12 protein-coding genes are annotated in these 12,251 nt (G+C 74.1%); 2 read left to right on the top strand and 10 right to left on the bottom strand.

From position 1 onward, the window contains the following. Positions 1-6: 6 nt before the first annotated feature. Both IW256_RS24240 and IW256_RS24245 read right to left on the bottom strand, forming a co-directional pair. Complete coding sequence (locus tag IW256_RS24240) at positions 7-1,425, bottom strand: alpha,alpha-trehalose-phosphate synthase (UDP-forming) (protein ID WP_197013164.1); 1,419 nt, start codon at positions 1,423-1,425, stop codon at positions 7-9. Positions 1,426-2,227: 802 nt separating this feature from the next. After that, on the bottom strand, positions 2,228-3,073 hold the full coding sequence (locus IW256_RS24245; protein ID WP_197013165.1) for a PCRF domain-containing protein: 846 nt from the start codon (positions 3,071-3,073) through the stop codon (positions 2,228-2,230). A gap of 86 nt (positions 3,074-3,159) precedes the next feature. Here IW256_RS24245 and IW256_RS24250 point away from each other — a divergent pair, with 86 nt between their 5' ends. Then, complete coding sequence (locus tag IW256_RS24250; RefSeq protein WP_197013166.1) at positions 3,160-4,308, top strand: FAD-binding protein; 1,149 nt, start codon at positions 3,160-3,162, stop codon at positions 4,306-4,308. A gap of 5 nt (positions 4,309-4,313) precedes the next feature. Here the strand turns inward: IW256_RS24250 and IW256_RS24255 are convergent, their stop codons facing one another. Then, positions 4,314-4,904, bottom strand: coding sequence for an HD domain-containing protein (locus IW256_RS24255; RefSeq protein WP_197013167.1), 591 nt, complete (start codon positions 4,902-4,904; stop codon positions 4,314-4,316). A 7-nt stretch (positions 4,905-4,911) separates the two neighbouring features. After that, the gene (locus IW256_RS24260) at positions 4,912-5,430 is read right to left on the bottom strand and encodes a YbaK/EbsC family protein (RefSeq protein ID WP_197013168.1); all 519 of its coding nucleotides are present in this window, start codon (positions 5,428-5,430) and stop codon (positions 4,912-4,914) included. Positions 5,431-5,635: 205 nt separating this feature from the next. Here IW256_RS24260 and IW256_RS24265 point away from each other — a divergent pair, with 205 nt between their 5' ends. Beyond that, positions 5,636-5,785, top strand: a complete 150-nt coding sequence (locus IW256_RS24265; RefSeq protein WP_197013169.1) for an LPFR motif small protein — start codon at positions 5,636-5,638, stop codon at positions 5,783-5,785. A 159-nt stretch (positions 5,786-5,944) separates the two neighbouring features. Here the strand turns inward: IW256_RS24265 and IW256_RS24270 are convergent, their stop codons facing one another. The 6 genes from IW256_RS24270 to IW256_RS42340 all read right to left on the bottom strand — a co-directional run bounded on the left by IW256_RS24270 (position 5,945) and on the right by IW256_RS42340 (position 12,241). Then, complete coding sequence (locus tag IW256_RS24270; protein ID WP_197013170.1) at positions 5,945-6,595, bottom strand: response regulator transcription factor; 651 nt, start codon at positions 6,593-6,595, stop codon at positions 5,945-5,947. Then, on the bottom strand, positions 6,586-7,827 hold the full coding sequence (locus IW256_RS24275) for a sensor histidine kinase (RefSeq protein WP_307829028.1): 1,242 nt from the start codon (positions 7,825-7,827) through the stop codon (positions 6,586-6,588). Before IW256_RS24275 ends, IW256_RS24270 begins: the two co-directional genes overlap by 10 nt. Further along, entirely contained in the window at positions 7,811-8,908 is a 1,098-nt protein-coding gene (locus tag IW256_RS24280; RefSeq protein WP_231403907.1) for a DedA family protein, read from the bottom strand. The genes IW256_RS24275 and IW256_RS24280 overlap by 17 nt, the downstream gene beginning before the upstream one ends. A 165-nt stretch (positions 8,909-9,073) precedes the next feature. Then, positions 9,074-10,411, bottom strand: a complete 1,338-nt coding sequence (locus IW256_RS24285; RefSeq protein WP_197013172.1) for a sensor histidine kinase — start codon at positions 10,409-10,411, stop codon at positions 9,074-9,076. Positions 10,412-10,413: 2 nt separating this feature from the next. Next, positions 10,414-11,169: a response regulator transcription factor gene (locus IW256_RS24290; RefSeq protein ID WP_197013173.1), complete on the bottom strand. Its 756-nt coding sequence runs from the start codon at positions 11,167-11,169 to the stop codon at positions 10,414-10,416. A 115-nt stretch (positions 11,170-11,284) separates the two neighbouring features. Next, the gene (locus IW256_RS42340) at positions 11,285-12,241 is read right to left on the bottom strand and encodes a S1C family serine protease (RefSeq protein WP_197013174.1); all 957 of its coding nucleotides are present in this window, start codon (positions 12,239-12,241) and stop codon (positions 11,285-11,287) included. Positions 12,242-12,251: the final 10 nt, after the last annotated feature.

Consider the following 12,251-nt stretch of genomic DNA (forward strand, 5'->3'; position numbering starts at 1 on the left):
CCCCTTTCACTGGAGGGGCGGCCCGGAGGGGGAGTTCGGCTCCTCGAGCGAGCTGAGGAAGTCGCGCGCCCACCGGTCGACGTCGTGCTCGATGACCCGCTTGCGCATCGCGCGCATCCTGCGGGCCTGCTCGGCGGGCTCGGCGTTCAGCGCCATCAGGAGGGTGTCCTTGAGGCCGTCGATGTCGTACGGGTTGACCTGGTAGGCGCGCTTGAGCTCGGCGGCGGCCCCGGCGAACTCGCTGAGCACCAGCGTGCCGCGCAGGTCGGCCCGGCACGCCACGTACTCCTTGGCGACCAGGTTCATGCCGTCCCGCAGCGGGGTCACCACCATGACGTCGGCGGCGAGGTAGAGGGCGGCGAGCTCGTCGCGGGTGTACGAGGTGTGCATGTAGTGCACGACCGGGAAGCCGATCTCGCCGTACTCGCCGTTGATCCGGCCGACCTGCTGCTCGATCTGGTCGCGCAGCAGCTGGTACTGCTCGACCCGTTCCCGGCTGGGCGTGGCGATCTGCACGAGGACCGCCTCGCCCGGCTTGAGGTGCCCGTCGCCGAACAGCTCCCCGAACGCCTCCAGGCGCTGGGTGATGCCCTTGGTGTAGTCGAGCCGGTCCACGCCCAGCAGGATGGTGGTGTCCCCGAGGTCGGTGCGGATCTCCTCGGCCCGTTCCCGGACGGAGGGCCGGGCGATGAGGTCGTTCAGCTCGCCGACGTCCACGGAGATCGGGAAGGCGCGCGCCCGCACGACCCGGTCGTCCCAGAAGACGTCCTGCTTGTTGTAGCGGGCGTCGAGCAGCCGCCGGCACAGCCGGACGAAGTTGGAGGCCGCCCCGGGCAGCTGGAAGCCCACGAGGTCGGCGCCCAGCAGTCCCTCCAGGATCTGGCGCCGCCAGGGCATCTGCCAGAACAGCTCCAGGGGCGGGAACGGGATGTGCAGGAAGAACCCGATGCGCAGGTCAGGACGGAGCCGCCGTAGCATCGCGGGGACGAGCTGGAGCTGGTAGTCCTGCACCCAGACGATGGCGCCCTGGGAGGCCACCCGGGCAGCGGCCTTGGCGAACCTCTCGTTCACCCGTACGTAGGCGTCCCACATCTCGCGGCTGTAAACGGGCGGCGCGACCACGTCGTGGTAGAGCGGCCAGAGGGTGGCGTTGGAAAACCCCTCGTAGTAAAGCTCCACATCCTCGGACGACTGCGGGACGGGGACGAGCTTCATCCCGTCGGTCTCGAACGGCATCAGGACCTCGTCGGGAGCCCCGTGCCATCCCACCCAGGTGCCCTCCCGGCGCCGCATCACGGGGGCGATCGCGCTGACCAAACCCCCAGGACTCCGGCGCCAGGACGCCCCTTCCCCCGTTCCGGTGCCGGGCACCCGGTCGACCGGCAGCCGGTTGGCCACCACCACGAACTCACTACTCAGCGACATCAGCGACCAGCCTCCCGGGGAACCGTCAACGATCACCATGCCCAGAAAAAGTCTTGTTAGGCCATTGTGTCAGAGTGACGTTAATCGCCGGTTTCGTGAAGGGGTCGGGCGGGCGCGATCCGCGCCGCCGGCGGCGTCCCCTCCCCGGCGACGCGGATGTCATGGCAGGTCGGAACGCCGCCCGAGCCGCCGCGACGCCCGGACGCCACGCGTTGGCCGATCCGCGCCCTTCCCCTGAAAGGACGCCGGTGATAAGGGCCGGACCGCCTGGACGGGGCACGGCCCGGGCCGGGAGGCGGCCCAGCGACCGGACACTCACGGTGCGTCGATCTCCACACGCTCCCCTTACCGCCCCGCGGACGCCCCGAAGGCGGGTCCACGGCCGCGGTCCGGAGGGGACGGGTCGCCGCAGTTCAATCCAGGAACGGGCCCGCTCGGGTGCTCCGCACATTACGGGCACCACCTCCGGCCGGGGCCGTCCGGGCGGCCGTGCCCGCCGACCGCGCTGACCAGCACCTCGCTTCCGATGAGGATTCGGTTGATCCGAAATCGGGATTGATCATCCGAATTGCGGTCTCAGTGGACACCACGGACAGGGCGGCTCGCCGGATCCGCTCCGCCCGGAGCACGGGCCGGACGGAGCCGGCGAAGTGAACGTGCACGTCCCTCACCCCTCTCAGGGGCACAGAATGCGGCGAACGGACCTCCGATCCGGGGTTCTCACCCCCATCCGAGGCAGGGGGCGGAAATCCGACAGACCTAAAAGGCGATTTGAGTCAGCCCACGTTCGAAGGGACGCGCGTCAGGCAGGGTGGAGCGCGCCGGGACGGTGGACACGGACGGGTTCCTTGCCGGGATGGAGGAAGCGGTGCGCGGGCTCCCCCTCCCCTATCTCCCCCGCCAGGCTCCAGGCGAGGGCCTGCCGCCACGCGTTCCGGTGCGCCCGGTGAGCATCGGCCGCCACACCGGCGAAGGCGGTGCCGGTCGGAAGGTGGGTGACGCGCAGCGCGGGCGGCGGGTGCGGCGCCCGCGTGCAGGCGAGGTCGATCCGCCAGTCCCAGTCCGCCCCCGGGCGTACGACCGACTCGTCGGCGTCGGGGCGCACGGTCACGCGGGCGGCACGATCCCCCACCCGGTGGACGCCGTTCTCCCCCTTGAGGACCGACCACGCGCCCGGGCCGCCCTCTCCGGCGGTGATCGCGACAACGGTCCTGCCCGCCGGTCCGGGCTCACCGTCCAGCGGCTCCGTACGCCAGCCGCGCCCGCCCGCACGCGCCAGGCAGTACATCCGGAGCAGGCGCACATCCTGCGGGTCGCCCTCGATGGTCACGATGACGTCGTACGGGTCGTAGCGGTCGCGGCCGGCCAGGTCCGCCGCCAGCCACGCTTCCGCCCGCGCGCACGCGGCGGCCAGCCGTTCCGCCTCGGCCGCCCACCCGGAATCCTCAGCGGCCAGGTCGCGGGCGGCGGCGAGGTCCTCACGCAGTGCGAGCAGCCGCACGGCGCGGTCGTGCAGGGGCGCCAGGGCCTCCAGGGAACGGCGTACGCGCCTGGCACGGCGGAAATCCCGGAGCACGCGAGGATCGGTCAGCCCCTCGCCCAGGCGGGCGTACTCGGCCACCACCTCCGCCAGAGCCGCTCCGTCCATCCGGCCATGAAAGCACGCGCCCGGCTCCGACACGAGCGCGCCGCGACCGCCTCCGTGACCGGTGCGGGACCGGGACACTGGGACGCATGCGCGACTTCGGAGGAACCGTCCAGCGGACGCCACGCGAGGTGGTGCGTCCCCGCTCCGCCGAGGAGGTCGCCGCGTTGACGCGGGCGGGCGCGCACGGCCCGGTCGTCCCGCGCGGCTGCGGGCACTCCACCGACGGGCGGACCCTGACCGGCGGGATCTCGCTCGACATGCGCGGGCTGGCCGCGATCCACGAGGTGCGCGGCGACCGGGTGCGCGTGGACGCGGGCGCCACCTGGCGCGCGGTGCTGGAGGCCACGCTGCCGTACGGGCTGACGCCGCCGGTGCTGACCGACTACCTCGACCTGACGGTCGGCGGCACCCTCTCGGCGGGCGGCGTGGGCGGGACCTCGCACGTCCACGGCACCCAGGCCCGTAACGTGCTCGGACTCCGCGTGGCCACCGGGGACGGCGCGATCACCTCCTGCTCCCCCGCGCGGAACCGGCGGCTGTTCGACGCCGTACGGGGCGGCATGGGGCGGCACGGGGTCATCACCCAGGCCACGCTGCGGCTCGTCCCCGCCCCGCGCCACGTCCTGTCCTGCCGGGTCCCCTGCCGGAGCGCGGCCGACCTCCTCCGCCTCCAGGCGCGCGCCCGCACCCAGGTGCATCACCTCTCCGGCCAGGCCAGGCCGTCGGACGACGGGTGGCGGTACGAGATGAAGGCGGTGCTGTACGAGGGCGAGGCCCCGCCTCCCGGTCTCGTCTGCACCGAGGCCGAGGCGCTCCCCTTCCTGGACTTCGCCGATCGGATGCGCCCGGACGTGGCGGAGCTGACCGCGCTCGGCGAGTGGACCCGGCCCCATCCGTGGGCGATGGCGTTCCTGCCCGGCGGCGTCGCCGCCGGGTTCGTCGAGGCGACCCTCGCCGCGATGGGACCCGCCGACATCGGCCTCAGCGGGGTCGTCCTCATCAAGGGCATCCGGGACGCCGGACCTCCCGGCCCGCCCGACCTTCCGGAGGCGCCCGCACTCGGCCTTCCGGCCGAGCCGGTCCTGTTCGGCCTTCTCCGCACCGCCTCACCCGGATGCGCCGCGCCCGAGGCGATGATCGCCGCCAACCAGGACTTCCTCGGGCGCGCCGTGGCCGCGGGCGGCGTCCCCTACCCGCGGGCGCCCGCCGCCCGTGACGGGGTCAGCCGCCCGTGACGGGGTCAGCCGGCCGTGACGGGGTGGGCGGCCTGGAAGGCCAGGCGCCGGTCGGCGTCTTCGGCGATCCTTCCCAGAACGTCGTCCAGCGCGAGGAACGCCTCCCAGGGCTCCTGCCCGGAGGCCACCGCGAGACGGTCGACGACGAGCCGTTCCAGCTCGGGAACGCGCTTGCCCTTCCACACCTTGTCGGCGAGGCTCACCAGCAGGTCGTCGATGCCGATCCCGTCGCCGCCGGCCCAGGCGGCGTGCGTGCGCGCGAACCGGGCCATGCGCTCCTCCACCCCGTACGACAGCAGCAGCTCGTACCCGGCGGGCTCGTGCTCGGCCCCGGGACCCGACAACTCGCCCGGGTGGAGCGCCTTCCCGATGTCATGGATGGCCGCGCCGAACGCCACCGCCCGAGCGTCGGCGCCTGCGCCCGGGTACCGTCCGGCGACCCAGGCGACCAGCTCGCAGGCCACGTCATGGACGGCCCGCAGGTGGGCGGCCAGGCGGGGCGGCGCCTCGACGGCCTCCAGCAGCGTCACGGCCGGGCCGGGGAGCGCGCGGAACCCCGGCTCGTCCAGGGCGCGGCGCAGCGCGTCGGTCTCCATGGGTCTCCTACCGGGCGAGCGCGAGGACCTCGGCGCCGGGGAGGTCGGTGAGGGACTTGCCCGGAAGCAGCAGCTTGGACCGGCGCACGCCGCTGCCGATGACCACCTGCGGTGCCGCCGCCACCGCCTCGTCCACCAGGACGGGCCATCCGGCGGGGAGGCCCAGTGGCGTGATCCCGCCGTACTCCATGGAGGTCAGGGAGGTCGCGTCGGCCATCGGCGCGAAGGACACCTTGCGCGCGCCCAGGTGCCTGCGGACGACGCCGTTCACGTCGGCCCGGTCGGTGGCCGCCACCATGCACGCGGCGTAGCCGGCCTCGCCGCCCCGCTTCGCCGCGACGATCACGCAGTTCGCGCTGACCTCCAGCGGGACGCCGTAGCGCTCGCAGAACGCGGCCGTGTCGGCCAGCTCCGGGTCGATCTCGGCGACCCTCGCCTCGGGCCGCTCCCCGATCACCGCGGCCACCGGCCCGGCGAGCAGGTCGGTCCGCTCCGCGGCCGGCCGCCAGTCCAGGTTCCCCACCATCGGCGTCCTCCTCTCGCGGGTCCCACCCTGCCATGAAACCGGCGGGCGCCCGAATCGGCACCACCCGCCGACCCGCCGTCCGAACAGGGCGGACGCGGGCCCCCTTTCCGGCGCGCGGACCCGTTCCCGTGTAAAACGCAGACCAAGGGTAGGGATGAGGTCGCCGGCGAAGAAGACCGGCGCACCGACGACAAGGAGAGGATCGATGCGACGCGTCACCGGCGCCCTCCAGGCCGTGATCGGCACGATCATCAGCGTCATCACCCTGCCCTTCCGCGTACTGTCCCGCCTGATCGGCGGAGGCGGCGGCGCGGGGCGCCGAACCCACCGCACGGGCCGCAGGCCGGCCGCTTGACCGGGCACGGAGAACGCTCACGTCCGCGGGCGCCGGGCGGGACGCCGCGCAGGCGTCCCGCCCGGCGCCCGCGTGATCAGGGGCGTTGACCGTCACGGCCGGCGGGCCGGAACGGGGCCGGGCGCGGGCAGGCCGCTATGAGCCCTGTGACGCGCCCTGTTACGAGCCCAGGTAGCGGAGCACGGCCAGGACGCGGCGGCTGTATCCGGCGCCGTGCGGGAGGTCGAGCTTGTCGAAGATCGCGTTGGCGTGCTTCTCGACCGCGCTCTGGGAGATGTGCAGCTGCCCGGCGATCCCCGCGTTCGTCCGGCCCTGCGCCATGTGCCCCAGCACATCGCTCTCGCGCGGGGTCAGGCGGCTCAGCGGGTCGGCGCGCGAGCCGCGCGCCAGCAGCTGCCGCACCACCTCCGGATCGAACGCGGCACCGCCCGCACCGATCCGGTCCAGGGCGTCCAGGAACTCGTCCACCTGGGCCACCCTGTCCTTCAGCAGGTAGCCCACCCCGGCGGTGCCGGCGGTGATCAGTTCGGTGGCGTAGCGCTTCTCCACGTACTGGGACAGCACCAGCACCCCGATCTCCGGGCGGCGGCGCCGGATCTCCAGCGCCGCCCGCAGCCCCTCGTCGGTGTGCGCCGGCGGCATCCGCACGTCCACGACCACGACCTCCGGCGGCGGCTCGGCGGCGGACACCGCCGCCAGCAGCGACCCGGCGTCCCCGACCGCGGCCAGGACCTCGTGGCCCTCCTCGGCCAGGAGCCGGACCAGCCCTTCGCGCAGCAGGGTGGAGTCCTCGGCCAGGATCACCCGCATGGCAGCTCCGCGGCGATCACGGTCGGCCCGCCGGGCGGGCTGTCCACGGTGAACGTCCCGTCCAGCGCGGCCACCCGGCGGGCCAGCCCGGCCAGCCCGCCCCCGCCGGGGTCGGCGCCGCCGCGGCCGTCGTCCTCGATCCGCACGCCGATCGCGCCGCCGCGCCCGGCTCCGCTCGCCTCGCCGTCCGCGGTCCCGGTCGCGGTGACCCGGACGGCCACGCGGGTGGCGCCGGAGTGCTTGGCGGCATTGGTGACGGCCTCGCAGACGACGAAGTAGGCGGCGGTCTCCACCGCGTGCGGGGAGCGCCCGGACGGCTCGTAGTCGATGGCGACCGGCAGCGGGGAGCGTTCGGCCACGGTCTCCAGCGCCGCGCGCAGCCCCTCGCCGTCCAGCGCCGCCGGATACACGCGCCAGGTGACCTCGCGCAGGTCCTCCAGTGCCCGCCCGGACTCCTCGTGCGCCTGCCGCAGCAGTTCGCGGGCCCGTTCCCCGTCGCCCGCGCGCCGGGCCCGGCCGATCAGCATGCCCAGCGCGACCAGCCGCTGCTGGACGCCGTCGTGCAGGTCCCGCTCGATCCGGCGCCGTTCATCGTCCACCGCGTCGACCACCTCGGCCCGGCTCACCGACAGCTCCTCGATCCGGCGCTCGTACTCGGCCAGCGGGCTGCGCCCCAGGCGGCGGGCCACCTTCCGCTCCAGAGCCACCACCCCCGCCAGGCCCTGCACCGCGATGAAGAGCAGGATCGCCCCGGACACCGCGACGTAGAGGACGATCAGCGGTTCGGGCGGGATGTCGTCCAGGTGGTCCCCGGTGATCCACCAGCTCGCCAGGAGCGCGGCCCCGACGACCGCGCCATAGACGATCAGGATGAGGATCGCCCCGCCCAGCAGGCCGACCGGGACCCGCAGCACCAGGTAGGCCAGTGCGCGCGCCGGGCCGTACTCGGCCGCCTCGCGATGTCCGAAGAAGGCCGCCAGCCGCCGGTGTTCCAGCCTGGCCGCCGCGACCGCGCCCGAGGCGACCACGCGGGGCACGGTCCGCCGCCCGCGGGAGAACACGAACGCGCAGGCCATGGCCGGCGCCGCGAGCACGAGGAGGGCCATCTCCGCCCCGGCGGTGAACGATCCCAGCACCAGGCCCGCCGACGCACGCGTCAGCCGCGTGGCGAAACCTCGCCGGCCACCCGATGCCGTGGACCCGTCCGCTCGGGTCTCAGCCGATCCGGTCACCCTCGTAGTCTCGCGATCCGTAGTACTGCCCGCCCGGGTGTCCCTGCGGCCCGGCGTGACCCTGCGGGCCGCCCTGGCCATGGCCGTGCTGCTGCCCCTGCGGGCCCTGCCCGTACTGCTGCTGGCCGTACTGCGGCTGCCCGTACTGCTGCTGAGCCTCACCGAACTGCTGCTGGCCGTGCTGCTGCGGGTTCTGCGGGAGGCCCTGGGGATGCTGCTGGCCCTGGCCGTAGTGCTGCTGACCGTAGTGCTCCTGGCCGTAGTGCTGGGGGTTCTGCTGAGCCTGCCCGTACTGCTGCTGACCGAACTGCTGCTGGTCCTGCCCGAACTGCTGCTGGTCCTGACCGTACTGGTCCTGCCCGTACTGCTGCTGGTCCTGGTCGTTCTCCTGCCGGCCCTGGTGGTGCCGGCCCTTGGGGTCCTTGTTACGGGCCTTCACGACACGGACGACGATGAACACGACGGCGGCCAGGACGGCGAGGGCCAGGACCGCCTTGGAGTAGACGCCGACGTACTCCTCGACCTTGTGCCACTGGTCCCCGAGCCCGTAACCGGCCATGACGAAGATGGTGTTCCAGATCAGGCTGCCCAGGGTCGTGTACAGCAGGAAGACCGTCAACGGCATCCGCTCGACACCGGCCGGCACCGAGATCAGGCTACGGAAGATCGGGATCATCCGGCCGAAGAAGACCGCCTTGGTCCCGTGCTTGAGGAACCACGCCTCGGTACGGTCCAGGTCCTCCAGCTTCACCAGCGGCAGCTTCGCCACCACGGCGCGGACCCGGTCGCGGCCGACCGCCGCGCCGATCCCGTACAGGGCGAGCGCGCCGATGACCGAACCCAGGGTGGTGCAGACCAGCGCGGCGACCAGGCTCATCCGCCCCTGCGCCGCGGTGAACCCGGCCAGGGGCAGGATCACCTCGCTGGGCAAGGGCGGGAAGAGGTTCTCCAGCGCGATCGCCAGGCCCGCGCCCACGGCGCCGAGCCGTTCCATCAGGTCGGTCGCCCAGCCCGCGATCCCTCCGGCCGGTTCGGTCCCGCCGTTCGCCGCGGCGAGCGCCGCCCAAGTCGTTGTGATCATCCCTTAACACTAAGGGTTCCCGAGAGCCCGCAACCATGGAACAGACCACCCGCCCGACCGGCCGATCTCCGCACCCCGCCCCTGCGGGAAACCACACCCCGGGCCGGGCCCGCACCCCTGGTCACGTACGCCACCCCGTCACCTCGAGGCACGTCCCGGCCCGTGTCACCGCGATGACGGGTCGCCCGGCGGCCGGGCACCAGCGCGCACGGGCGGGACGGGACCGGTCCGTTCCGCCAGGGGGTCGGTCTCGGGCGGCGCCTGGGGGGCGCCGCCGTTCCCGCCGGCCACGGGGAACCAGAGGACGAACGTGCTGCCGACGTCCGGGGCCGAGAACAGCCGCACGTGGCCGCCGTGCGCCTCCACGATGTGCCGGACGATCGCCAGTCCCAGGCCGGTCCGGCGATCCGGTGAACGGCGCGCCTCGGGGCCGCGCCAGAACCGGTCGAACACCCGGTCCTGCTCGTCCCGGCCGATACCGGGTCCGGCGTCCTTGACCGCGAGCCACTGCCAGCCGCCCGCGCGGTCGGCGGCGACGGTGATCCGGGAGCCGGCGGGCGCGAGCCGCACCGCGTTGGACAGCAGGTTGCCCGCCGCGCGGCGCAGCGCGTCGTGGTCGCCGATGAGCGTCAGGCCGCGGCGCAGCTCGCGGTCGATGGTCAGCCGCCGGGACGCGGCCAGCGAGTCGAACTCCTCGGCGGCCTCGCGCGCGACCACGGCCAGGTCCACGTCGGTGTCGTGGAAGGCGGGGGCGGAGCGGCGCGCGGTCGCCAGCAGGTCCTCCACCAGCCGGGTCATCCGGGTGGTGGCGCGGTCCACCACCTGGACGGCGCGGCGGCGGTCGGCGTCCTCCGCGTCGGGGGCGATGAGGACGGTGTCCAGGTTGGCCCGGATGATCGCCAGCGGGCTGCGCAGCTCGTGCGAGGCGTCGTCGATCAGCTGCCGCTGGGCGGCGAACGCGGCGTCCAGCCGGTCCAGCATCGAGTCGATGGTGTCGGCCAGGTAGCGCAGCTCGTCCTTGGGGCCGGTCAGCCGGATCCGCCGCGACAGGTCCGTGGCCTGGATCTCCGCGGCGGTCCGGGCGATCGCGCGGACCGGCTTGAGCGCGCGGCCCGACAGCACCCAGCCGATGCCGAGGCTGGCCACGAACAGCCCGGCCAGCATGAGCAGCGAGTAGTGCTGGAGGGCCTGCTGCGTCTCGTAGTTGACGGCCCGTTCGACCTGCTGGACCTTGACCACCTCCACCTCGCCGAGCTTGGTGGTGCTGCCGTCGGGGAAACGGTAGATCTTGTCGGCCCGGGCGGTCTCGGTGATCGGCTCGGCGTCGGTGCGGGCCGCGACCGCGCCGTAGATGCCGCCCAGGACCAGCGCGGTCAGCACGAACAGCAGGGTCGAGTACATCACCGTGAGGCGGAACCGGATCGAGTGGGCGAACGCGGGCAGGCGCGTCCCGGCGGGCGGGCGGAGCCGGGGCGGTCTGCGGAAGCGGGGGCGCGGGCGCATGGTCAGTCCGCCTTCTCTCCGGTGCCCGCGGGGGCGGGCCGGCCGTACGGGGCCGGGGACGCGGTGGCCGTCTCGCGCAGCCGGTACCCCTGCCGCACGACGGTCTCGATGAGCTGCTCCTCGGGCTCCACGGTCAGCTTGCGGCGCAGCGTCCCGATGGTGACCCGGACGGTGTTGGTGAACGGGTCGGCGTGCTCGTCCCAGACGTGTTCCAGCAGGTCCTCGGAGGAGACCACCTGCCCGGGGCGGCTCATCAGGTAGCGCAGGACCGCGAACTCCTTGGGCGTCAGCTGCAGCCGCCGCTCGCCGCGGAACGCCTCGTGCCGCCCGGTGTCCAGGCGCAGGTCACCCACCTGCCACACCGCCGAGGCGGCGGCGCCGGCGTCGCGGCGCAGCAGGGCCCGCACCCGGGCCAGCAGCTCCGGGAACGCGAACGGCTTGACCAGGTAGTCGTCGGCGCCCAGGTCGAGGCCGTGGACCCGGTCGGCGAGGCGGTCCCGGGCGGTGAGCATGAGGATGCGCAGGTCCGGGCCGCTCTCCCCGTCCAGCTCGCCGCGCCGGACGGACCGGCACAGGTCGAAGCCGTCGCCGTCGGGGAGGTTGAGGTCCAGGATCATCAGGTCGTAGGAGGCCGCGTAGAGCTTCTCCGACGCCTGCGCGATGTCGTAGGCGACGTCGACGGCGTAGTCCGCGCGCACCAGCCCGTACCGGAGCGCCTCGACGAGGTCCTCCTCGTCCTCCACCACGAGAACCCGCATGCCCCGGCTCCGCCCTTCCTTGGCTTCTCGCCCATCCTTGGCTTCTCGCCCATCCGTGCCGTCTCGTTCCGCCGGCCCGCCCGCCGTACCGGAACCGTCCGATCTGCGCATTCTCTCAGCGGATGATCCGTTCGGCACCGTCCACCGCCCGGTCCACCGGGATCGCGAAGCCGATGCCGATCGAGCCCCCGCCCCCACCGCCCCGGCTCAGCGTCGCGATCGCGGTGTTCACCCCGATCACCTCGCCCCGGGTGTTGACCAGGGGACCGCCGGAGTTGCCCGGGTTGATGGAGGCGTCGGTCTGGAGCGCGGTACGGCGTTCCCCGTCGCCGAGCCGCACCTCCCGGTCCAGCGCGCTGACGATGCCGCCGGTCACCGTGCCCGCCAGGCCGAGCGGTGAGCCCAGCGCCATCACCGGGTCGCCCACCCGCACGTCCGCCGAACGGCCGAAGGTCAGCGGCGCCGGGCTGTCGGACGGGCCGATCGACAGGACCGCGAGATCCTGCGCCGGGTCGGTGCCCAGGACCCTGGCGGTCAGCCGGCGGCGGTCCGCCAGGACGACGTCGACCTGCCCCGCACCTTCCACCACGTGCGCGTTGGTCAGGACGTGCCCGGACCGGTCGATGACGAAGCCGGACCCGGTGCCGCGTCCCGTCCCCGACCGGACCTCCACCGACACCACGCTCGGCTGCACCCGCGCCGCGACGTCGCTGAGATCGCCCGGGCCGCTCGCCGGGCCGGCGGTCGACTGCGCGAGCGGCGCCGCGGAACGGTCCGCGGAGGCCCGGCCGGCGGCGGCCCCCGCGGCGCCGCCGGCGAGCACGGCCGCCGCCACCGTCACGGCGATCAGCCGCGATCCGCGTCCGCTCCGCGCGCCCGCCGCCGGGGGCGGCGGGCCGGGGACCTCCGGGGTCCCGTGTGCCGGGGACGGCTCCGGCGCGTGCGCGGACGGCCACGCCCCCGGCGGCGGCGCCGGGTCGAAGTCGGGCCCGCGCGGGTCCCCCAGGCCGTATCTCGGGTCGGGTTCGGGCGGCGGTCCGCCGCCCGCCCCGTCCCACGTCCGCTGACTCATGACACTCCTC

The organism is Actinomadura viridis, from assembly GCF_015751755.1.
GTDB lineage: Bacteria > Actinomycetota > Actinomycetes > Streptosporangiales > Streptosporangiaceae > Spirillospora > Spirillospora viridis.